This window comes from Streptococcus sp. 29887, from assembly GCF_032595075.1.
GTDB classification, from domain to species: Bacteria; Bacillota; Bacilli; order Lactobacillales; family Streptococcaceae; genus Streptococcus; species Streptococcus iners.
This window is the reverse complement of sequence record NZ_CP118735.1, coordinates 521,398-542,665: the sequence shown is the minus strand read 5'-3', so window position 1 is coordinate 542,665 and position 21,268 is coordinate 521,398. Positions and strand designations below refer to the sequence as shown.

Genomic DNA, 21,268 nt, shown 5'->3' with positions numbered 1-21,268 from the left:
CTACCACCCTTTTATCGTACGTTCTAAATTGGGGATGGTTTCCTGGTCCTTCAGAATGAGCAGAATACTGTCATCATCAGCAATAATCGAGAAGATTTCCTCTTGGAAATACTCACAAATCTGCCTTTTTACGACCGTTGCACTCCCTGGTACCAATTTTAAGTTGACCATCTTGTCCATGACTGCAAAGTCAAGAATATTATTGGACTTGACCTTGACTAGGCTACTTTTGGGCAAGCCATAGACATATCCCTTGTCAGCTGATGGAACCTTGATAATGCCTAATTCCTTGATATCACGGGACACCGTAGCCTGGGTTGCATGAACCCCCAAGGCTTCCAAGCGTTCCACAATTTCTTCCTGAGTATCAATGGGAAATCGGACTACCAAATCTTTAATGACTTCTAATCGTTCTCGTTTATTCATCCTTCTTAAATTCCTCGTGTGCTTGATCGACTATATTTCTTATTTCACTGTGTTCAATCGGGCTAGGCTGGCTTGATTTCTCCAAATGAGCTAAAAATTCCGTGTTGCCATGACCGCCTTGAACAGGTGAAAAACTAAGGCTCTTTACAGAAAAACCGGTTGCGACAGCCATAGCAGTCACATCCTCCAAGACCTTGATGTGAACTGCCTTATCCTTGACAATCCCGTTCTTACCGATATGCTCCCGACCTGCTTCAAATTGGGGTTTAACCAAGGCCACGACCTGACCACCGTCTGCCAAAATACCGTGAAGGGCTGGTAAAATCAAGCCTAGAGAGATAAAACTGACATCAATCGAAGCAAAACTTGGCTGACCCACTTCAAAATCCGCCAACTCAGCATAACGGAAATTGTACTGTTCCATGCTGATGACACGCTCGTCCTGGCGCAATTTCCAAGCCAGTTGATTGGTTCCGACATCAACAGCATAGACCTGCTTGGCGCCAGCCTGCAACATGACATCCGTAAAACCACCTGTAGAAGCTCCAATATCAATGGTCGTTTGCCCCTCAACTGATAGGTCGAAAACCTGCAAGGCCTTTTCCAATTTCAGACCACCACGGCTGACATACTTGAGTTTTTCGCCCTTGAGTTTAAGCTCAATTCCCTCGTCAATCTTCTCGCCTGGTTTGTCGTAGCGTTCGCCATTGATGACCGATACCACTAGCCCTGCCATAACACCGCGCTTGGCCTGCTCTCTGGTTTCAAAAAGCCCCTGTTTGTAAGCCAGTACATCTACTCTTTCCTTAGCCATTGATTCGTAAACTTTCTATGATTTTTTTGATTTCTTCTCTTGAAAATGGGACTAGTTGAGCCACTTGATCTAGCTCACTGCTTGCTTGATTCAGGCTGTCTTCTAGAAAGACTTTTGAGGCCTCCAAGCCCATCAGAGCTGGGTAGGTAGACTTCTCTGCCAATAGATCCTTTTGAGGTGTTTTTCCGATTTCCTCAAAAGTGGCCGTCACATCCAATATATCATCCCGCACCTGAAAGGCTAGACCGACTAATTGACCTGCTTTTCGCAAATGGTGGATAACCTCATCTGACTGTCCAGCAATCAAACCAGCTGCGACAAAGGGAAAGGTCAATAATTTTCCAGTCTTATTGGCATGGATGGCTTGTAATTGTTCGAGAGATAATTTTTGTCCCTCGCCTGCCATATCCAAGACCTGACCAGCAACCATTCCAAAAGTCCCAGATGCCTGAGAAAGCTCTCTCACGAGAGCAAGGATGGTCTCAGCTGGCAAATCTACCTGAGCCAAAAATCCAAAAGGATCTAAAAATAGACTGTCCCCTGCTAAAATAGCTGTCGCTTCGTCGAATTTCTTATGGTTGGTCAAACGTCCCCGACGGTAATCATCATCGTCCATGGCTGGCAGATCATCATGTATCAGACTACCAGTGTGAATGAGCTCGACACAGGCAGCCACTTGGTAATGAGCTTTTTGCAAGGTCACTCCAAAAGCTTCCAAAAGCGTCAAAAGGAGCAAGGGACGAATTCGTTTCCCGCCAGCCTGTAGCGAATAAAGAACCGCTTGATTGAGCCGCTCAGCTACCTGAAGTTGGTAAAAGTCTGCCATGGTTTCCTCAAGTCGCTGCAATTTACTGGCTCCCATTAGTTCATCTCCGCTTCACTTCCATCCGCCTGCATGACCTTGACCAAGGTCTTTTCCGCTTCAGCAAGTGTCTTTTGTAAATCCTTAGATAAAACCATACCCTTTTGAAACTCGGCAAGTGCCTCTTCCAAGGCTACATCCCCACGCTCCAATTTGGTTACAATTCCTTCTAATTCAGCTAAATTTTCTTCAAATGTTTTTGTCTTTTTGGACATGTTTTACCTCCGCATCAAGTTGACCATCCTTCATCTGAATGGTCAGGTGTTCACCCTTTTGTATAGTTTCCACACTGTCTAGGACCCGACCATCTTGTAAAAGCATGGCATAACCACGAGCCACAATGCGACTGGTGTCCAGCATGGTCAGTGCCTCAATCAGCTTGTCTGCCTTGGACATCTTATTGTCATAGATATTGGCCATATTGCTCTTCAAGAGTCGTTCCTGCTGGATAATTCTTTCTTGGAAACTCTCGACTTTACGGCCAAGTTGTAAGCCTTGTAGGCGTTGATTGAGTAATAAGCTAGCCTGTTTCTGCTGGCTATATACTTCTTTCATCCGTGTCTGCAATTGATTGGTCAAGCGGTCTAATTTTTGCAAATAACCATCGTATAAGCGTTCAGGCTGGCGGAACATAACTGACTGACTAATTTTCTCAACCTGCCCTCTCAGGAATTTCAAGCGATTGGTCATGGCCTGATAGGCTCGATTTTCCTGCTGATTTAAATAGCCCAGTAAGTCTGCCTTGGTCACAGGGGTCGCCAATTCTGCTGCAGCTGTCGGAGTGGCTGCCCTTCGGTCTGCCACAAAGTCTGCCAGAGTTGTATCCGTTTCGTGACCCACACTGGAAATGATAGGAATACGAGATTCAAAAATAGCCCGAACCACTATTTCCTCATTGAAAGCCCACAGGTCTTCAATAGAACCACCACCACGACCAACAATGAGGACATCCAAATCATCACGCTCATTGGCTCTTTGGATATTGGCAACAACTTCTTGAGCAGCCCCATCTCCTTGCACCTTGGTCGGATAGAGGACTATTTCCACACCAGGAAACCGCCGACTGACTGTGGTAATAATATCTTGAATGACCGCTCCGCTAGGACTGGTAATGACACCGATTTTCTTAGTAAACCGTGGCAATTCCTGCTTGAATTCCTGTTTAAACAGGCCTTCCTGGGTCAGAGCTTGTTTGAGCTGTTCAAACTTGATAGCCAAGGCTCCAATACCATCTGGCTCTGCCTTTTCAATTATGATGGAATAAGCACCACTAGGCTCGTACAATTGCACACGCCCGACCACATTGATTTTCATTCCCTCTTCAAGATCAAAGCCCAGATTTTTATAGACACCAGCCCACATGGTCGCCTGAATGATTGCCTTATCATCCTTGAGCGAAAAATATTGATGGCTAGGTCGTTTGCGGAAATTGGACACTTGCCCTGTTAAATAGACCTTCTCCAAATAAGGATCTCGGTCAAATTTTAATTTTAAATACTTGGTTAGATGGCTAACCGTTAAATATTCAACCATGTCCACTCCTTCTGTCTGTATCTCTACTATTATACCAAAAATTGCACATTTATACAGAACTGGACACATCATTTCCAATAGCTTTCCTGTGTTTTTTTCTGCAATTTGCTATATAATAGTTTGTGAGAAAATAGGAACTTGATAACAGGTTCTAAGGAGTTTATGATGAAAATTGACGATTTACGAAAAAGTTCCAATATTGAAGACCGCAGGGGACAAAGAAGCTCAGGTCCGTCTTTCTCTGGTGGTTCAGCTGGCGGAAATCTCTTACTAAGCTTGCTCTTCTCCCGTCTAGGTTGGAAGGGAAAATTGGTGCTAGTGGTCCTCCTATTTGCTTTTGGTGGCATGTCCAATCTAGGTGGCCTACTTTCACCAACAACCAACACCAATCCTTATCAGTCTAGCCAGGTTACGACAAGCGGTAGCAGTGTTTCTGACGCAGATGCAGAATTCATGAGTAAGGTACTGGCCTCAACAGAAGATTTTTGGACACAAGAGTTTGCAAGAAATGGTCTAACCTACCAAGCACCAACCCTTGTTTTCTATACGGACCAGACCCAAACAGGCTGTGGAACCGGTTCTGCTCAAGCCGGCCCCTTCTATTGTTCAGCTGACCGAAATATTTATATTGATACATCTTTCTATCAGGAATTATCTAGCAAATACAAGGCTGCTGGTGACTTTGCCATGGCCTATGTCATCGCTCATGAAGTTGGTCACCATGTCCAAAATGAATTGGAAGTCCTTGGTGCCTACCACCAAAAACGTGCTCAATTATCAGACAAGGAAGGCAATGCCCTCAATGTCCGTCTAGAATTGCAAGCTGACTACTATGCAGGAGCCTGGGCCAAATATGTCGATGGTCAGGGTATCTTAGACGTTGGCGATATTGATGAAGCCATGAATGCTGCCCATGCAGTTGGTGATGACACTCTTCAACAAGAAGCCTACGGCCGTACTGTCCCAGATAGTTTCACCCACGGTACTTCTGAGCAACGTAAAAAATGGTTTAACCTTGGATATACCTATGGTGACCTTGCCCACGCCGACACCTTCTCAGTAAGCAATCCATAAAAGCAATCCCCAGTTTCATGACTGGGGATTTTCTTATAAAAAAATGAGGTCAGCTCTTGCCAACCTCGCCTACTTACCTATTTCCCACTTCTGACACAAGCCTCGAAGGTCTGCTCCATGAGCATGGTAATGGTCATAGGGCCAACTCCACCTGGAACAGGGGTAATATGGCTAGCAACTTCTGCTACTTCATCATATTTGACATCCCCAATCAGTTTGCCATTTTCATCACGATTCATACCCACGTCAATCACTACTGCACCTGGCTTGACAAATTCCTTGGTTACAAAATGTCCACGACCAATTGCAACGACTAAAATATCCGATTGACAAGCCAATTCTGCAAGATTTTTTGTACGTGAATGAGCAATGGTTACAGTTGCATTGGCATCCAAAAGGAGCTGAGCCATAGGTTTCCCAACGATGTTGGAACGACCGATAACCAGAGCTGACTTGCCTTCTAAATCTATCTGGTATTCCTTAAACATTTCCATAATCCCTGCGGGTGTGGATGGAATCATTACCGGGTGGCCTGACCAGAATTTACCCATGTTGGTCGGGTGGAAACCGTCCACATCCTTGTCTGGATCAATGGCTAACAAGACTTTCTCTTCACTGATATGGGCTGGTAGTGGCAACTGTACCAAGATCCCATGCCATGCATCATCTTGATTGTAGCGCTCAATCAATTCCAAAAGTTCATCTTCTGAAATGCTAGCTGGCACTCGTACAACCTCACTCTTGAAACCAGCTGCAAGGGCTGAACGTTCTTTATTTCGGACATAGACCTGGCTGGCTGGGTCTTCTCCAACCAAAATAACGACCAAGCCTGGTACCAGGCCCTTTTCCACTTTTAATCGAGCTGTTTTTTCTGCCAGAGCTGCCTGCATTTTGGCTGCCAAGGCCTTTCCATCAATCACTGTCATTGCTTAAAATCTCCTCATTTTTTCTTCATTATACCCTATTTTCCACTGATTTGACTAGGTTCTCACCCAATTCATCTGAAAACAGCAAAAAACTCCGAACAATGTCGGAGTTCCTTTACAAGACTTTGGATAAGAAATCCTTGGTCCGTTCTTCCTTGGTGTGTTCAAAAACTTCTTCTGGAGTTCCATCTTCAACAATGTAGCCTCCATCCATAAAGATAACACGGTCTGCCACTTCACGCGCAAAGCCCATCTCATGGGTTACGATAACCATGGTCATCCCAGACTTGGCCAAGTCCTGCATAACCGCAAGTACCTCACCAACCATTTCAGGGTCAAGGGCAGAAGTTGGTTCATCAAAGAGCAAGACATCTGGATCCATAGCTAAACCACGGGCAATGGCAATCCGCTGTTGCTGACCACCTGATAAACTTTGTGGATAGGCATCCGCCTTATCCGGTAAGCCAACCTTTTCAAGCAATTCCTTGGCCTTGGCTTCAGCTTCTGCCTTAGCAATTCCTTTTGTCTTAATAGGTGACAAGGTAATATTTTCTAATACGGTCATATTTGGAAAAAGGTTAAACTGCTGGAAAACCATCCCCATCTTTTCACGCATCTTGAAAATATCATTTGATTTGTCCGTAATATCGACCCCTTCAAAAGTCACCGTCCCCTTGGTCGGCACCTCTAAGAGATTCATGGTACGCAAGAAAGTTGATTTTCCTGAACCTGAGGGACCGATAATGACAACCACTTGACCTTGCTGGATATCTAAATCAATCCCTTTTAAAACTTCATTTTCACCAAAATACTTATGAAGATCTTTTATGGAAATAATTGCTTCTGTCATCTTAGTGTCCTCCCTTGTTTAATTTTTTCTCAAGAGCTTGAATGCCTAGGGTCAAAATACTGGTCATCATCAAATAATAGAAGGCTGCAAAAATAAGCGGACTTTGAGTGAGATAAGTCGTTGTCGCAACTGTCTGAGCACCATTCCACAACTCAATAACACCAATGGTTGATAGGAGCGAACTGTCCTTAACAATGGTTACAAACTCATTTCCCAAAGCAGGGAGAATATTCTTGATAGCCTGTGGCATAATGACATAGCGCATGGCTTGTTTTGGACGAATACCTAATGAATAAGCTGCTTCCAATTGACCCTTTGGCACAGCATTGATACCCGCACGAATGGTTTCAGACACATAGGCTGCGGAGTTCATAGAAATGACAATAATCCCTGGAATTAAACGCGTCAAATCTACATCTAAAATCCCTATTTGGATAGTCGGTGCAACAAAATTGGTCATGGCAAAGGCAATCATAATCTGTACTACCATTGGAGTACCGCGGAAAATCCAGACATAAATATTGGCAAGCCAAACCAGAACCTTATATCTACTGCGTTGGGCAAAGGCCAAGAGCGTCCCTAAAATACTACCAAAGAAAACCGAGAAAAAAGCGATAATAAGGGTTACAAGGGCCCCATAATTAAAATATGCCCAATAATCAGGCAAGAAAGAAAAATCCATTCATTCACTCCTCAAATATGATTTAGACACCATTATACCATTTTTGAATATTTATGCAACTGTTTTTGCTTAGATATTCATTTTATTGCAAGAAAAAAGCACCTATCGGTGCTCGAGCTTGTTCTTAGTACAACAATTCGTAGATTTCCATCGCAATCAAGTCAATGCTGTCAAACGTATAGGTTTCACGAGCAGCGACATCACGCAAGGTAAATACTGAACCATTTTCCTCGTCATAGCTATAAGCCACTTCTGCAACAACAACACCTTCACGCTCAAAATTACGTTTCAATGTACCGCCATCGTTAGCCATAGCTTCCAGACGATTGATAATTCTCACCAAATGTGATTCCATATTCCTTCTCCTAATCCTTTTTATAAAAACATTTTACCACATATTATAAAAAAAGTCTTGATTTTTCAACATTTTCTTGTCAGTTCCAAGGCATCCAAGAGATTATGTTCCGAATATAGCAGTTTCTTGATTTTTCCCTAAATCTTGTTATAATAAAGCTATAACTGACCTTTATTGACTATTTGACAAAGGTCCATTGCAAAGAAAGAGGTAGAACGATGCTCTGTCATAACTGTAAAATCAACGATGCAACCATCCATCTCTATACCAATCTAAATGGTAAGCAACAACAGGTAGATCTCTGCCATAACTGCTACCAAATTATGAAAACTGACCCTAATAATGCCATCTTGCGTGGTTTAGGGGATTTAACAAACCCAAATAATATGGACCCTTTCAGCGAGTTCTTCAATCACTTGGGAGGCTATCCAGGAAACACTCCAGCTGGCAAGAAACGTGACCAAACCCCACCAACACAAGCAGGAGGGAACAACGGGCGTGGTGGGCAAACTCCATCACCTCAGCAACCACAACAACCAAATGGATTGTTAGAAGAGTTTGGTATCAACATGACGGAAATTGCCCGCCGCGGTGATATTGACCCAGTGATTGGCCGTGACCAAGAAATTACACGTGTCATCGAAATCCTCAACCGCCGTACCAAGAACAATCCTGTCCTCATCGGTGAGCCAGGTGTCGGTAAAACCGCTGTTGTTGAAGGGTTGGCTCAAAAAATTGTCGACGGCGATGTGCCACAAAAATTGCAAGGTAAGGAAGTCATCCGATTAGATGTTGTCAGCCTGGTACAAGGAACTGGTATCCGTGGTCAATTTGAAGAACGTATGCAAAAACTAATGGAAGAAATCCGTAATCGTCGTGAGATTATCCTCTTTATCGACGAAATCCACGAGATTGTCGGTGCTGGCTCTGCTGGTGATGGCAATATGGATGCTGGAAATATCCTCAAACCTGCCCTTGCCCGTGGCGAAATGCAGCTAGTCGGTGCAACAACCCTCAACGAATACCGTATTATCGAGAAGGATGCAGCCTTAGAACGCCGTATGCAACCTGTAAAGGTCGAAGAACCAAGCGTTGAAGAAACCATTATCATTCTCAAGGGTATCCAGAATAAGTATCAGGACTACCACCATGTCAAATACTCTGACGCCGCTATTGAAGCTGCTGCGGTCCTTTCAAATCGCTATATCCAAGACCGTTTCTTGCCAGACAAGGCCATTGACCTACTGGACGAAGCTGGTTCTAAAATGAACCTGACCCTCAATTTTGTTGATCCAAAAGAAATCGACCAACGTTTGATTGATGCCGAAAATCGTAAGGCCCAAGCAACTCGTGACGAGGACTATGAAAAGGCTGCCTATTTCCGTGACCAGATTGCCAAGTATAAGGAAATGCAAAAGGCAACCATCAGCGAGGAAGACATTCCCCTCATTACTGAAAAGGAAATTGAAGCCATCGTAGAACAAAAAACCAACATACCTGTTGGCGATTTGAAAGAAAAAGAACAATCTCAATTAATCAACCTGGCTAGCGATCTCAAGGCACATGTTATCGGTCAAGATGAAGCTGTTGATAAGATTGCCAAGGCCATTCGCCGCAACCGTGTTGGTCTTGGTGCCCCAAACCGCCCAATTGGCTCCTTCCTCTTTGTTGGACCTACCGGTGTCGGTAAAACAGAGCTGTCCAAGCAACTAGCGATTGAACTCTTCGGTTCAGCCGATAGTATGATTCGCTTCGATATGTCTGAGTACATGGAGAAACATGCCGTTGCCAAGCTAGTCGGTGCCCCTCCAGGTTATGTAGGCTATGAAGAAGCCGGTCAGCTAACGGAAAAAGTCCGCCGCAATCCTTACTCTCTCATCCTCTTGGATGAGGTAGAAAAAGCTCACCCTGATGTCATGCACATGTTCCTCCAAGTCCTAGACGACGGCCGTCTGACAGATGGACAGGGACGCACAGTCAGCTTCAAGGACACCATTATCATCATGACTTCAAATGCTGGAACTGGTAAGGTTGAAGCAAGTGTAGGCTTTGGAGCAGCCATGGAAGGTCGCACCCAGTCGGTTCTTGGCCAACTCAGCAATTTCTTCAGTCCAGAATTCATGAACCGCTTTGACGGAATCATCGAGTTCCAACCACTCAGCAAGGAAAACCTTCTCGAAATTGTCAGCCTCATGCTTGATGATGTCAACAAACGCTTGTCTAACAACGGTATTAGCTTACATGTGACAGATAAGGTCAAAGAAAAGCTAGTTGATCTAGGTTACGATCCCAAAATGGGGGCTCGGCCACTACGCAGAACCATCCAAGATCAAATCGAAGATGCCATTACAGACTTTTACTTGGAAAACCCAAGCGAAAAAGACCTTCGCGCTGTTATGACCAGCAAGGGGAACATTCAAATCAAGGCACATACAAAAACAAAATAAGTAGGAAAAGCGGGACTGGTAACTTGACCAGTTCCATTTTTTCAAAAATCCTTCCTCGCATAGAAAAAATACCTGATTTGACCAGAAAAGTCTAGTCTGAGGAAAAATGTAAGAAAAATGGTATAATATAGTCATCTCAATTGAAAAAGGATTTAGTTTACTATGAATATTGCCGTTTTTGGAGAAAAGAAGGCTGACGTAGACTATCAAAATCGATTTGGTGTCTATGCTGTTATCCCTGATGAAAAGAAAGAAAATATCATCCTCGTTCAAGCACCAAATGGTGCCTGGTTCCTACCAGGTGGGGAAATCGAAAAAGGGGAAAATCATCTCATCGCCCTAGAACGCGAACTAATGGAAGAGCTTGGTTTTACAGCTGAAATTGGTCACTATTATGGTCAGGCTGACGAATATTTCTACTCTAGCCATCGAGATACCTACTTCTACAACCCCGCTTACATCTATCAAGTGACCAGCTACCACCAGGTCGGCCTACCTTTAGAGGATTTTAACCACATTGCCTGGTTCCCAATCGATGAAGCCATCGAAAAACTCAAACGAGGCAGTCACAAGTGGGGAATTGAACAATGGAAATTACAAGAAAATGTGTCTGATAACTAGCCAAAACACCCCCTAGCGTGCTATAATGGAACTAAAGAGATGTAGGAGGTTCCACATGAAAATCATAAATACGACAAATAGTCATTCATACCTGGTCCAAAATCAGTTGGCCAATACCGATGCCTTTCTAGTAGAAACCTATTCTGCTGGTAATACAGATGTTATTTTCACACAGGCCCCTCGTCACTATGAACTCTTGATTAGCAACAAATACAGGGCTGTGCAACAATCCGAAATCGAAAAAATCCGTGATTTCTTCCTTCACCGCAAGATTGATGAACGAACAATTGACAAGGCTGCTATTCAAACCATCCATACCGAACGGTTGATTGAAATGTCTATTCCCATTATCACTGAAATCTAAGAAGCCGAAAGGCTTCTTTTTTTGACCAATTGACAATAAAAAAGCCTATCGCTAGATAGACTTTAATTAACGAATATGGATTGCTTAGGCTTCAAAACCTTGAGCTACTGCTTCAGCAAAGTTTTCTTCTACTACGCTAGCACAGTGGTCACAGATTGTTGCACCATAGCTACGCTCAACAACGCTAGTATCAATGCGGCGGCAACGGTCACACACCTCTCCAGCTGCACGTTCTACAGCAAAGGCAACTTCATCCACCACAAGTGCTGTTGAAGGGGCAGTTTCAGTTGTTACTGTCAAGTTTGAAACGATGAGTAACTGAGCCAGGTCTGCATTCAAGCTCTCCAAGAAGGACTTGGTTTCAACTGACACATAGGCAGTCAGATGTGCTTCTAGCGATTTACCAATCACTTTAGCATTACGTGCTTCTTCCAAGGCTTTTTGAGCTTTTGTACGGAAGACCATAAAGCTTTCCCAATCAGCTAAAAGCTGCGCTTCATTGCCAAATGTTTCCACCTCTGGCATTTCCGCCAATTGTACAAATTCTTCTACTTCATGTTCCAAGTAGGACCAGATCTCTTCTGCCGTGTGTGGCAAGATCGGAGTCAAGAGCTTGGTAATTTTCACCAAGATGTCATAGAATACTGTCTGCATCTGACGACGAGAAAGCGATTTAGCACCATCAATGTAGACGACATCTTTGGCAAAATCGAGGTAAAAGGCTGACAAATCAAGTGTTACAAAGTTTACTACAGATTTGTAAATAGCCATGAAATCATAATTGTCGTAGGCTTCACGGATTTGAGCTACCAACTTGTTAAATTTCACCAAGAGATACTGGTCAACAGAACGAAGCTCGTCGTATGCCACCGCATCGCTTGCAGGATTGAAATCAGAAGTATTTGCAATCAAGAAACGAAGGGTATTACGGATTTTACGGTAGGTTTCAGAAACCTGTCCAAGAATATCCATAGACACACGTACGTCGTTTGAAGTATCCACAGAAGTTACCCACAGACGTAAGATTTCTGCACCAAACTGTTTCTCAACATCACTTGGAAGGATGGTATTTCCTAGGGATTTAGACATCTTCATGCCTTTACCATCAAGGACAAAACCTTGTGACAAGATAGCTTTGTATGGGGCATGACCATTTACGGCTACAGAGGTGATCAAGGATGAGTTAAACCAACCACGGTATTGGTCAGAACCTTCTAGGTAGAGGTCTGCTGGATAGGCAAGGTTTTCACGGGCATTCATAACGCCATTCCAAGACGAACCTGAGTCAAACCAAACGTCCATGATGTCTGTTTCTTTGGTAAATTCGCCATTTGGTGAACCTGGGTGAGTGAAACCAGCAGGCAAGAGGTCTTTTGCTTCAGATTTCCACCAGATGATAGACCCATGCTCTTCAAAAAGGGCAGCAACGTGGTCTGTCACTTCCTTGGTCATAATGGCTGTACCATCTTCTGCATAGAAGATTGGAAGCGGCACACCCCAAGCACGCTGACGAGAGATGACCCAGTCACCACGGTCACGGATCATGTTGTAAAGACGCGTTTTACCCCAAGATGGATTGAAAGTTGTTGCTTCGATTTGGTCCAAGATTTCCTGACGGAATTTAGAAACAGAGGCAAACCATTGCGGTACTGCACGCCAGATGATTGGCTTCTTGGTTCTCCAGTCGAATGGGTAGGAGTGATTGATCACTTCACTAGCAAGGAGCAAGTCACCCAATTTTTCTTTGACAGTTGGCACAACCTTGTCATAGAATTGACCTTCAAAATCAGGACCCGCAGCTTCATTCATCAAGCCACGTTCGTTGACAGTTACAGCAACTTCCAAGTCATATTTGACACCGACATTGTAGTCATCCTCACCAAAGCCTGGAGCCGTATGGACGATACCAGTACCCGAGTCCGTTGTGACGTGGTCACCCAAGATAACCAATTCATCAACTTCAGCATCCCATGGGTGTTCGGTCACAATGTATTCAAACTCAGCACCCTTGTGTTTTGAAATCACTTCAAAGGTTTCCCAACCGAATTTGGCTGCCAAGCTATCTACCAAAGCTTCTGCCAAGATGTACTTACGGTCTGAGCCAGCAGGTTGAACCAAGACATAGTCAATGTCTGCTCCCATTGTCAAACCGCGAGAAGCCGTTACCGTAAATGGAGTGGTTGTCCAGACAACGATGTAGCTATCTGTATCCAAGAGTCCCTTGCCATCTTTGACCTTGTTGGCATAGTAGAGAGAAGTAGAGTCAATGTCATGGTATTCGATTTCAGCTTCGGCAAGGGCTGATTCAGATGACCATGACCAGTAAACAGGCTTGGCACCACGGTAGATATAGCCCTTGTCTGCCATAGCACCGAAGACACGGATTTGAGCTGCTTCGTAGTCTTTTGTCAAGGTGATGTATGGATTTTCCCAGTCCGCAGAAACACCCAAGCGTTTGAAATCATCACGTTGCTTGTCAACCTGGCTGAGAGCATAATCACGGCACATTTCAAGGTATTCGACCAAGTCCATTTCCTTGCGTTTGACACCTTGTTTTGCCAAGACTTGCTCAATCGGAAGACCGTGCGTATCCCAACCCGGTACAAATGGTGCACGGAAGCCAGACATAGACTTAGAGCGAACGATGATGTCTTTCGAAATCTTGTTCAGGGCATGTCCAACGTGGATATTTCCGTTTGCGTATGGAGGGCCATCGTGGAGGTGGAAGGCTGGCTTGCCTGCGTTGAGTTCTTGACGACGAGCATACAAGTTTGCTTCATCCCAAGCCTTTTGCCATTCTGGTTCACGAGTTGGTAAGCCTGCACGCATTGGAAAGGCTGTTTGACCTAGATTAAGGGTTTCTTTTAATTTCATTTTATCTCCTTTTAAAAAGTTAATTCCATTTTTATTTCTTGTCCAATCATACCAACTGATTGGAAGCCAAATTTTTCTAAGATGTACCGCATTTTATGATTGCCGATTACATAATTCATGGTAATTGTGTGGCAACTTGGATCTTCCTTAGCCAGACCAATCACTTGCCGGATGACTTCCTTACCATAGCCTCTATTTTGATAATGCCTGTCTATTAACAAACGCCACACATAGTAGCTCTTGTCTTCTTGTATAGACAACAATACAAAACCTACGATTTTCTGTCCTGATTTGACTGCATAAGGAAGGAGAGTTCCTTCATCCCGATAGAGCCAAGCCTGAGCTAGAGAATATTCAACCGTTGCAACTCGACGCTGGTCCTCTTCTAAGACCTGCACTTGCAAGACTTCTTCAAAATTATCCTTATTTACTAATTCTAATCCGATCATAACAAACAAAAAAACTCCCGCCAATAAGGACGAAAGTTCGTGGTACCACCTTAGTTTAGATAGGGTTGCCCCCATCCCTCTATGTTCGTAACGTGAACCGACGTCTTTCCCTACTTAACTGTTCAGGAAAGATCAGACAAAGGGATCCTTGACTAGAAAGGGATTGCAGGTCTTCCACCATCACCTACTCGCTGAAAATATTTCTAGCAATACTGTCTTTGTATCTGAAAACTATTCTGTCACGGAAACTTCAACTGTTTCCCCTTTGTCGTAAGCTTCTGCTTGACGAGCTAATTCTGCAATTTCTTCAGAGGTTAACTGACGAGTATAATCTAAGCTATCCTCTTCAATCGATACTTCCTCATCCAAAGCCTTATGAAGCACCTCACGGAAGGCTTCATCACTGGTTTGAATATAGGTCGCTGTCGGACGAAGAATCTCTTCCCATTCAGACGAATTAACCAGTGATAATTGACTTTCCATGGTTGATTTCAAACGCTGATGGAAAATACGAGTTTTATTCTTCAATTCCTCAGTTTCAATAACAATTTTCTTAGCATTATCCGTTGCATTACGAAGGATTTCGTTAGCCTTATCCTTAGCTTCATGCAAAAGGGTAGCTGCATCGTAATCGGCTTGCTTAACAATATTTGTTGCCTGATCCTCAGCCGCATGTTTTACCTTTTCCGCTGTATCTTGCGCTAAAAGTACTGACTTACTCAAGGATTCTTTCATTTCATCGAAATATGTCAAGCGCTCACGAAGTGTCTTTAATTCTGTTTCTTGCTCATGATTTTTACGTATCAATTCCTCATAATCACGAGTAACAATATCCAAAAAATCATCTACTTCGTCCGCATCATAACCTCTAAATTTGGTTGCGAAAGTTTTATCTTTTAATTCTAGTGCTGTAAGTGCCATTTTTCCCCCTATGTTTTAATCATTTCTAACTTTAATTTTACTTTACCTTGCTTAGAAAAACCTAAAAGTTCGCTTACTCGAATTCTACCGTATTTCCTAAGACTAATCAATTGTCCTAACTCAACCTGCCTACCTGCTTGTTCTACCTGAACATAGTCCAATTTTACATGACCAGCTGCAATCAACTTGTCTACCTTGGTTCGTGACAGATGGAAGGCTACAGCAATTAGCTTGTCCAATCGCATACTGGAAACCAAGACTTCCTTAAAGAAAGGTTCTTCATTCATTTGGACTGGCGTAGACTGCCAATCTCGTTCCATCAGCTTAACAGGAACCCTTGCAATTTTAGCAATGGTCTGAATTGCCAGTTCTCCAAACTTCTTATCCAAAAAAATGAGTAACTCATCTTCTCTAATAAGAATATCACCTAGGTATTCTCTCCGAATACCTAATTTATTCAAGAAAGTTCCCAGTACCTGTGAATGTGATAAACTGTGAAACTTTCTAGAGTAGACAAGTTCTAGGGCCATCACATCAAAATCTTTTTTGTCCAAGACATAGTAGCTAGGAGCAAGAATGACACGAGAATACTCTGTCGGGACAAGGTCCCTTGTCGAAAACGCTTGTAAGTGGTAATAATTGGCAATCATCTGAGCAATAGCATCCTGCCTAGGATTTAGAAAACTTGTCAATCTATAGGAATAAGTATCCTCAACTTGCTGACACATATCCATCACCTTCTCGACAAATTCCCTCTCCTCTCGGGCAAAATGTTCCAAAATATGCTTTTCACTCTTCATGTTTATACCAGGCCAACTAAGAGTTGCACCAATAGGCGCGTTCCCATATTCAAGACTAGCATGGCCACCAGGACTGTCAAATCTAAGCCCATAAATTGTAAGTTCAAGCGCCGAAAGGGTTTCAAGAGCGGACTAACTAGACTTTCTAAGAAACGACCAAGGGGACTTGTGAATAGAGCAGGGAACCAACTCAATAAAGCGTAGGCAAATAAGAGATAGGAATAAATCTCTACAAATTTTAATAGGATTAAAATCAGAATTTGCATACGCTTATCGCTTCATATCAAAATCGAAAGTCGTATCTGCCCCTTGTCCATTATTGGCATTACGCAATTCTTCAATATGTACAGTAACATTGACGGGCGTCAATAACCACATGGTATTAGACACCTTCTTTAAATTACCAGATAAAACCGAACGTGCTCCATCTAGATAATCCAAACAACGTCTTGCCTGCTGCTCAGACATATACTGAAAATCAATCAAAATACTAGCATTGTCCAAGAGTAGATTAACCATTTCCGGAGCATCTTCATACCGCTTTGGAAACTTAATGTCAATCGTAGATTTGTTTTCCGTACCAGTGTCAACCACCTCGTGTTGACGCTCCATACGAGGACGTTGATTATCTACACGAACTTCTCTTCTATTTTCAATCTTAGCAGGTTGTTCTTTTGAAGCGACACTTGTCTGCTGAGCAACTCGCATTTTTGGTCTTTCATTTGGCATAGAATAAGCTTCTTCTTGCTCAGTTGCCTCATTGACATCGTCAACCTCAAAGTAATTGAATAAATTTTTAAATGTATCTTTTAGTGCCACGGTTTTCTCCCTATTTCACTGACTCAAAAAATGCCGTTCCTATTCTCACATAGGTTGCCCCATGTTCAATAGCTATGTCAAAATCACCACTCATGCCCATGCTTAATTCTGTAAAGGGCATACCGGGTAACTGCCGACCTGCCAACTCTTCTTGAACTTGCTTCATTTTAGAAAATATAGAAGCAAGCTCTACTTCATCTGCTTCAAAAGGAGCCATTGTCATCAAGCCAACAAGCTCAACATTTTTATAGTTAGCTATTTCAGATAAGACATCATCAATCTCCGACAAGGCAAAGCCATGCTTACTTTTCTCACCAGATATGTTGACTTGTAAAAAGCACTTAATTCTTCTGGTTGCTCGTTTATCGATCTCTTGAGCTAATTTGACAGAATCTAAGGCATGGAAATAGTCTACAAAATTGATGACATCTTTAACCTTGCGTCTTTGCAGTGTACCAATCAAGTGCCAAGTGAGATTTTGGTCTGCCAAGGCCTTATATTTATCTAAAAACAGGTCAACTCGGTTTTCACCGATGTGCCTTACCCCTGTTTTTACTAGCTTATTAGCAATAGAGCTGTCAACATACTTGGTGACAGCTATTACATTTACAGATTCAATTGGACGCCCTGCCTTTTCAGCTGCTTGAGCCACAGCTAAAAATACATTATCCTTGTTCTTTTGGAAATCCATCTTAACGGTTTCTGAAGAATGGTGGGGTATCCAACTCATCTTCATCATGCTCCATTGAAAACTTTTCAACAGCTACTGTTGAAGCTGGTTCTGTATCAGTGGGACGGATTAGATTTTCTCGACGTAAGTCCCATTCACCAAATGCTGAAGCTTTTGGCGTTTCTACCTGAGCTACTGCAGTGCGAACGGGAGCCGTTGCTGGAGCTACTGGATAATCAAAACGTTGTGTCTGACGTGGTGTAACAGTTTCTGTACGATGACGGACAGCTTTTTCAGCCGCATCCTGACGAACACCTGTCGCCACAACGGTTACGCGGATTTCATCCTTCATGGTCTCGTCAATAGATGTTCCCAACCAGATATTCACTCCTTGACCAGCTGCTTGATGAACAATCTCAGATGCATCCTCTGCTTCCGTCAAAGTCATATCATAGCCACCTGTAACGTTGACAATAACATCTTCCGCACCATCGATAGTTGTTTCAAGAAGTGGTGAGTAAATTGCTTTACGAGCGGCTTCAATAACACGGTCTTCACCAGTACCGATACCAATACCCATAAGAGCATTGCCCTTGTTTTCCATAACAGTCTTCACATCCGCAAAGTCCAAGTTAATCAAACCAGGATTGGTAATCAAGTCTGTAATGCCTTGAACACCCTGACGAAGAACATTATCAGCTTCACTCAAAGCTTCCAAAAGAGGTGTCTTCTTGTCAACAATTTCAAGAAGATTGTTATTTGAAATAATCAAAAGTGTGTCGACTTGTTCGCGAAGTCCTTCAATACCTTCGATGGCAAAGTTGCCACGTTTGTTTCCTTCAAAACCAAATGGACGTGTTACAACAGCTACTGTCAATGCACCCAAATTTTTGGCAATACGTGCGATAACTGGTGCTGCACCTGTACCTGATCCACCGCCCATACCAGCAGTGATGAAGACCATGTCAGCTCCTGTAAGAACATTGGTCAAGACTTCTTCGCTTTCCTCAGCTGCCTTACGACCAACTTCAGGCTGACCCCCAGCACCTAGACCGCGGGTTAATTTTGGACCCAACTGAATAACCGTTTCCGCTTTTGAACTACTCAAAGCTTGCACATCTGTGTTGGCTGCGATAAACTCAACACCTGCTACACCTTCTTCAATCATACGGTTGATAGCGTTACCACCGCCACCGCCGACACCGATTACTTTAATGACAGCACCATGACTTGCTGCTGCTTCAAATGAAAATGCCATAGTTTATATCACCTTTTCTATTCTCTTATTCAAACATACTACCGAACAAACCACGGATACGCTCTGTAATATTGCCTTTGTTTGCTGAACGTTCCTCATTCACTTCGTTATTGTAAATAGGAATAGATGTTTCTTCACTTTCAACCACATTCAATTCCTTAACAATTTCCTTTTGGATTGGTTGGCTAACACGAGGACGTGGAAGGCTAACATCTATTGGTTTGTGTCTTAACATGGTTTCACCATTTACTGCATATTGAGCAATTTTCTCAACGTCCTCTAGTTCACCCACGTATTCTACAAGGCTAATCACACTTGCAAAGGCTGGATTACGGATACCGATTTGATTTGGAACGAAGAGTTTGGTATGAACACCGAAGACCTCTTGTGCCAAGTCAGTAATACCTGGCAAGATAGCACCGCCACCTACAAGAACAATGCCACCTGGCAAGTCCAAGGCCCGTGTTCTTTCTAAGTCCTGTTTCACTCGCTCAAAGATTTGGCGAAGGCGAGCTGCAATCACTTCTGATAGGTAGCGTTCTGTTACTTCTACAGGCGCATTCTCACCAATAACCTCAACTGTAAATTTTTCCTTATCACTTGCTTCTTGTGGGAAGGCAATGCCATAATTGTATTTCAAATTCTCAGCAATGCTCTTTGAAGTTGTCAAGACTTTAGAAATGTCATTGGTGATGTAATCTCCGCCTTCTTGGTAGATATTGGTATATTGCAATTCCTGACCACGCATGACTGCTACGGTTGTTTGACCACCACCGAGATCAATCACTGTTGCACCAAATTCACGCTCTCCCTCATTCAATACAGAACGGGTCAAGGCAAGGGGAGAAATGACAACATTCTCAACCTGTACACCTGCACGTTCAACCGTTTTACGAAGGTTGTGAAGGATGGTACGTGGACCAGTATAGAGCATCCCACGCATCTCCAAACGAATACCCATCATGCCACGAGGATCTTTAATTCCTTGGAAACCATCAACTGTGAATTCCTCTGGAATAAATGAAATTACTTCACGTTCTGGGGTCATGCTCTTAGTCAATGCTGACTTCACAACATTTTCTACATCTACGTCTGTAATTTCTTGAGAATCCGTTGTGACAGGAATCATGCCTTGAGTTGGCTCGATTTGAAGTAGATTTGCAGGCAAACCAACGTTAATTGACTCAATACGCAAACCTGACTTTTCTTCCGCCTGCTCGATAGCTTTTTTTATCGCACCAGCAGCAACCTCAATATTGACAATAATCCCATCCTTGACACCAGCACTTTTCACATTGCTGACACCAATCACGTTCATTTCATTTTCATTATATTCTGCAACCAAGACTTTAACGGAGCTTGTACCAATATCTAATCCCGTAAAAAAGCCGTTTCTAGCCATTCTATCAGTCCTCTCTTACTTCCACTTTAACAAATCATCTTCCATTTTAAAAAATAGTATAATTAGTCATCTTTCATTATACCATATTCTATTCGAATTTGGGGATAATAAAGGATTATTTTATAATTTTTTCTTTATCCAACTATCAAATTTCACTTGAATAGCGATAGATACCAACTTCCATATCAATTGTTATTGGTCCCTCTGCTTCTGCCGCAATTTTATCATAATAAACAAGTTTTTCAGTCAATTCACTAAGGGGCACCATAACTGTATTTCCATCTGTCATACTGAATGTTAATAAATCAGCTGTTACCTGACTTGGAGTTAAACTTACAGTCTGGATTTTCTCCCTAATCGTAGGTTCAATCTCTCCAAGGGCAATGGCTAATTGTTTTACCTGATTTTTATCTGATAATTGAATGGTCGTATAGGTTTCCGGTAAGAAATCGGCTGCTACTGCCTCAGTGCCTACATTACCACTAGATAGAACAGGGTATAGCTGATTATTCTGCTGAATATAGCCAATGATAGCGTATTCTTTGATGCGGATAGTGAACTGGTTTGGAAACTGATAGCTAATCTCCGAAGTTTCCACAGATGGATTATTTTTTTTCACATTCTCAGCGTAAGCTGATGCATTCAACAAGGTAGTCAAGACATAGTCCTTCTCAGAAATCAAACTATACTTGATGACCTGTTCAGCTGTCAGCTTATCCTGACCTTTGACAACGATGTCTTTCGCCTTACTAGTTGGGGAAATGAAGTAGAGAGAAAGGGCCGCAAGTAATAAACTGACCACTAAAATAGGGACAGATTTCCAAATTACTTTTTTAGGTATTTCTACTTGCTTAATCTTCTTTCCTTCCAACTTATTCTTAGGAACAGAGCTAAGCTTGCCAGGCTTCTTAATCCCCTGAAAAAGCTTTTTCTTCTCTTGAACAATTGAAGGAACTTCCTCACTATCATCCGCTTTCACCTTACTTGCTAAATAGGCCTGATGCTTAGCCTTCCACTGTTCAAAAAAGGCACTTTTTTCTTCCTGAGAAGCTTCCATAGAAGGAACTTCTATGTCTGTCTGGTCATGGATCGTAGGTTCCTTATCATTTTTTTCGGTCATT

23 protein-coding genes and 1 other annotated feature are annotated in these 21,268 nt (G+C 42.9%); of the genes, 4 read left to right on the top strand and 19 right to left on the bottom strand.

The window, feature by feature from the left end:
• The 5 genes from PW252_RS02825 to xseA are packed head-to-tail and all read right to left on the bottom strand — an operon-like array spanning window position 1 to window position 3,635.
• Window positions 1-426: an arginine repressor gene (locus PW252_RS02825; protein WP_105113726.1), complete on the bottom strand. Its 426-nt coding sequence runs from the start codon at window positions 424-426 to the stop codon at window positions 1-3.
• On the bottom strand, window positions 419-1,240 hold the full coding sequence (locus PW252_RS02820; protein WP_248050405.1) for a TlyA family RNA methyltransferase: 822 nt from the start codon (window positions 1,238-1,240) through the stop codon (window positions 419-421). Before PW252_RS02820 ends, PW252_RS02825 begins: the two co-directional genes overlap by 8 nt.
• Window positions 1,233-2,102, bottom strand: a complete 870-nt coding sequence (locus tag PW252_RS02815) for a polyprenyl synthetase family protein (RefSeq protein WP_398582948.1) — start codon at window positions 2,100-2,102, stop codon at window positions 1,233-1,235. The genes PW252_RS02820 and PW252_RS02815 overlap by 8 nt, the downstream gene beginning before the upstream one ends.
• The gene (locus PW252_RS02810) at window positions 2,102-2,317 is read right to left on the bottom strand and encodes an exodeoxyribonuclease VII small subunit (RefSeq protein WP_029186527.1); all 216 of its coding nucleotides are present in this window, start codon (window positions 2,315-2,317) and stop codon (window positions 2,102-2,104) included. Before PW252_RS02810 ends, PW252_RS02815 begins: the two co-directional genes overlap by 1 nt.
• Entirely contained in the window at window positions 2,292-3,635 is a 1,344-nt protein-coding gene (xseA, locus tag PW252_RS02805; RefSeq protein WP_248050408.1) for an exodeoxyribonuclease VII large subunit, read from the bottom strand. Before xseA ends, PW252_RS02810 begins: the two co-directional genes overlap by 26 nt.
• A gap of 165 nt (window positions 3,636-3,800) precedes the next feature.
• On the opposite strand from xseA, the gene ypfJ reads away from it, so the two are divergent.
• Window positions 3,801-4,709 (top strand): KPN_02809 family neutral zinc metallopeptidase, encoded by a 909-nt coding sequence (gene ypfJ / locus PW252_RS02800; protein ID WP_248050467.1) that lies wholly within the window; start codon window positions 3,801-3,803, stop codon window positions 4,707-4,709.
• Window positions 4,710-4,786: 77 nt separating this feature from the next.
• Here ypfJ and PW252_RS02795 read toward each other — a convergent pair whose 3' ends face one another.
• The 4 genes from PW252_RS02795 to PW252_RS02780 form a co-directional block, all read right to left on the bottom strand.
• Complete coding sequence (locus tag PW252_RS02795) at window positions 4,787-5,635, bottom strand: bifunctional methylenetetrahydrofolate dehydrogenase/methenyltetrahydrofolate cyclohydrolase (RefSeq protein ID WP_248050409.1); 849 nt, start codon at window positions 5,633-5,635, stop codon at window positions 4,787-4,789.
• Window positions 5,636-5,750: 115 nt separating this feature from the next.
• Window positions 5,751-6,485, bottom strand: a complete 735-nt coding sequence (locus tag PW252_RS02790) for an amino acid ABC transporter ATP-binding protein (RefSeq protein WP_172050118.1) — start codon at window positions 6,483-6,485, stop codon at window positions 5,751-5,753.
• Window position 6,486: 1 nt separating this feature from the next.
• On the bottom strand, window positions 6,487-7,167 hold the full coding sequence (locus PW252_RS02785) for an amino acid ABC transporter permease (RefSeq protein ID WP_105109884.1): 681 nt from the start codon (window positions 7,165-7,167) through the stop codon (window positions 6,487-6,489).
• A gap of 124 nt (window positions 7,168-7,291) precedes the next feature.
• Complete coding sequence (locus tag PW252_RS02780) at window positions 7,292-7,522, bottom strand: DUF1797 family protein (protein WP_024532454.1); 231 nt, start codon at window positions 7,520-7,522, stop codon at window positions 7,292-7,294.
• A gap of 218 nt (window positions 7,523-7,740) precedes the next feature.
• Between PW252_RS02780 and PW252_RS02775 the strand changes: the two genes are divergently transcribed.
• The 3 genes from PW252_RS02775 to PW252_RS02765 all read left to right on the top strand — a co-directional run bounded on the left by PW252_RS02775 (window position 7,741) and on the right by PW252_RS02765 (window position 10,954).
• Window positions 7,741-9,969, top strand: a complete 2,229-nt coding sequence (locus tag PW252_RS02775; RefSeq protein WP_248050411.1) for an ATP-dependent Clp protease ATP-binding subunit — start codon at window positions 7,741-7,743, stop codon at window positions 9,967-9,969.
• 162 nt (window positions 9,970-10,131) lie between these two features.
• Window positions 10,132-10,590 carry an NUDIX hydrolase gene (locus PW252_RS02770; RefSeq protein WP_105113717.1) on the top strand — a complete coding sequence of 153 codons (459 nt, stop codon included), beginning with the start codon at window positions 10,132-10,134 and terminating at the stop codon, window positions 10,588-10,590.
• Window positions 10,591-10,645: 55 nt separating this feature from the next.
• On the top strand, window positions 10,646-10,954 hold the full coding sequence (locus tag PW252_RS02765; protein ID WP_105113716.1) for a DUF1827 family protein: 309 nt from the start codon (window positions 10,646-10,648) through the stop codon (window positions 10,952-10,954).
• A gap of 84 nt (window positions 10,955-11,038) precedes the next feature.
• Here the strand turns inward: PW252_RS02765 and ileS are convergent, their stop codons facing one another.
• The 10 genes from ileS to PW252_RS02715 all read right to left on the bottom strand — a co-directional run bounded on the left by ileS (window position 11,039) and on the right by PW252_RS02715 (window position 21,267).
• Window positions 11,039-13,828, bottom strand: a complete 2,790-nt coding sequence (gene ileS, locus PW252_RS02760; protein WP_248050414.1) for an isoleucine--tRNA ligase — start codon at window positions 13,826-13,828, stop codon at window positions 11,039-11,041.
• An 11-nt stretch (window positions 13,829-13,839) separates the two neighbouring features.
• Entirely contained in the window at window positions 13,840-14,277 is a 438-nt protein-coding gene (locus tag PW252_RS02755) for a GNAT family N-acetyltransferase (protein WP_248050417.1), read from the bottom strand.
• Between the two features lie 22 nt (window positions 14,278-14,299).
• Window positions 14,300-14,510 (bottom strand) — a binding site (T-box leader).
• Window positions 14,509-15,198, bottom strand: a complete 690-nt coding sequence (locus tag PW252_RS02750; RefSeq protein WP_248050421.1) for a DivIVA domain-containing protein — start codon at window positions 15,196-15,198, stop codon at window positions 14,509-14,511. (Overlaps the previous feature by 2 nt.)
• Window positions 15,199-15,206: 8 nt before the next feature.
• A complete protein-coding gene (locus PW252_RS02745; protein ID WP_248050425.1) occupies window positions 15,207-15,998 on the bottom strand; it encodes a YlmH family RNA-binding protein in 792 nt (263 codons plus the stop codon).
• 2 nt (window positions 15,999-16,000) lie between these two features.
• Window positions 16,001-16,264 carry a YggT family protein gene (locus tag PW252_RS02740; RefSeq protein ID WP_105124757.1) on the bottom strand — a complete coding sequence of 88 codons (264 nt, stop codon included), beginning with the start codon at window positions 16,262-16,264 and terminating at the stop codon, window positions 16,001-16,003.
• Window positions 16,265-16,268: 4 nt separating this feature from the next.
• The gene (locus PW252_RS02735) at window positions 16,269-16,817 is read right to left on the bottom strand and encodes a cell division protein SepF (RefSeq protein ID WP_248050429.1); all 549 of its coding nucleotides are present in this window, start codon (window positions 16,815-16,817) and stop codon (window positions 16,269-16,271) included.
• Between the two features lie 10 nt (window positions 16,818-16,827).
• The gene (locus tag PW252_RS02730) at window positions 16,828-17,508 is read right to left on the bottom strand and encodes a YggS family pyridoxal phosphate-dependent enzyme (protein ID WP_248050432.1); all 681 of its coding nucleotides are present in this window, start codon (window positions 17,506-17,508) and stop codon (window positions 16,828-16,830) included.
• 1 nt (window position 17,509) lies between these two features.
• Window positions 17,510-18,745 (bottom strand): cell division protein FtsZ, encoded by a 1,236-nt coding sequence (gene ftsZ, locus PW252_RS02725; RefSeq protein WP_248050435.1) that lies wholly within the window; start codon window positions 18,743-18,745, stop codon window positions 17,510-17,512.
• Between the two features lie 25 nt (window positions 18,746-18,770).
• On the bottom strand, window positions 18,771-20,147 hold the full coding sequence (gene ftsA / locus PW252_RS02720) for a cell division protein FtsA (protein WP_248050436.1): 1,377 nt from the start codon (window positions 20,145-20,147) through the stop codon (window positions 18,771-18,773).
• 145 nt (window positions 20,148-20,292) lie between these two features.
• Complete coding sequence (locus tag PW252_RS02715; protein ID WP_248050437.1) at window positions 20,293-21,267, bottom strand: cell division protein FtsQ/DivIB; 975 nt, start codon at window positions 21,265-21,267, stop codon at window positions 20,293-20,295.
• Between the last annotated feature and the right edge of the window lies 1 nt (window position 21,268).

Coding starts and splice junctions, on each gene's coding strand:
- PW252_RS02825 (WP_105113726.1), bottom strand. CDS start 426: ATGAATAAACGAGAACGATTAGAAGTCATTAAAGATTTGGTAGTCCGA.
- PW252_RS02820 (WP_248050405.1), bottom strand. CDS start 1,240: ATGGCTAAGGAAAGAGTAGATGTACTGGCTTACAAACAGGGGCTTTTT.
- PW252_RS02815 (WP_398582948.1), bottom strand. CDS start 2,102: ATGGGAGCCAGTAAATTGCAGCGACTTGAGGAAACCATGGCAGACTTT.
- PW252_RS02810 (WP_029186527.1), bottom strand. CDS start 2,317: ATGTCCAAAAAGACAAAAACATTTGAAGAAAATTTAGCTGAATTAGAA.
- xseA (WP_248050408.1), bottom strand. CDS start 3,635: ATGGTTGAATATTTAACGGTTAGCCATCTAACCAAGTATTTAAAATTA.
- ypfJ (WP_248050467.1), top strand. CDS start 3,801: ATGAAAATTGACGATTTACGAAAAAGTTCCAATATTGAAGACCGCAGG.
- PW252_RS02795 (WP_248050409.1), bottom strand. CDS start 5,635: ATGACAGTGATTGATGGAAAGGCCTTGGCAGCCAAAATGCAGGCAGCT.
- PW252_RS02790 (WP_172050118.1), bottom strand. CDS start 6,485: ATGACAGAAGCAATTATTTCCATAAAAGATCTTCATAAGTATTTTGGT.
- PW252_RS02785 (WP_105109884.1), bottom strand. CDS start 7,167: ATGGATTTTTCTTTCTTGCCTGATTATTGGGCATATTTTAATTATGGG.
- PW252_RS02780 (WP_024532454.1), bottom strand. CDS start 7,522: ATGGAATCACATTTGGTGAGAATTATCAATCGTCTGGAAGCTATGGCT.
- PW252_RS02775 (WP_248050411.1), top strand. CDS start 7,741: ATGCTCTGTCATAACTGTAAAATCAACGATGCAACCATCCATCTCTAT.
- PW252_RS02770 (WP_105113717.1), top strand. CDS start 10,132: ATGAATATTGCCGTTTTTGGAGAAAAGAAGGCTGACGTAGACTATCAA.
- PW252_RS02765 (WP_105113716.1), top strand. CDS start 10,646: ATGAAAATCATAAATACGACAAATAGTCATTCATACCTGGTCCAAAAT.
- ileS (WP_248050414.1), bottom strand. CDS start 13,828: ATGAAATTAAAAGAAACCCTTAATCTAGGTCAAACAGCCTTTCCAATG.
- PW252_RS02755 (WP_248050417.1), bottom strand. CDS start 14,277: ATGATCGGATTAGAATTAGTAAATAAGGATAATTTTGAAGAAGTCTTG.
- PW252_RS02750 (WP_248050421.1), bottom strand. CDS start 15,198: ATGGCACTTACAGCACTAGAATTAAAAGATAAAACTTTCGCAACCAAA.
- PW252_RS02745 (WP_248050425.1), bottom strand. CDS start 15,998: ATGAAGAGTGAAAAGCATATTTTGGAACATTTTGCCCGAGAGGAGAGG.
- PW252_RS02740 (WP_105124757.1), bottom strand. CDS start 16,264: ATGCAAATTCTGATTTTAATCCTATTAAAATTTGTAGAGATTTATTCC.
- PW252_RS02730 (WP_248050432.1), bottom strand. CDS start 17,508: ATGGATTTCCAAAAGAACAAGGATAATGTATTTTTAGCTGTGGCTCAA.
- ftsZ (WP_248050435.1), bottom strand. CDS start 18,745: ATGGCATTTTCATTTGAAGCAGCAGCAAGTCATGGTGCTGTCATTAAA.
- ftsA (WP_248050436.1), bottom strand. CDS start 20,147: ATGGCTAGAAACGGCTTTTTTACGGGATTAGATATTGGTACAAGCTCC.
- PW252_RS02715 (WP_248050437.1), bottom strand. CDS start 21,267: ATGACCGAAAAAAATGATAAGGAACCTACGATCCATGACCAGACAGAC.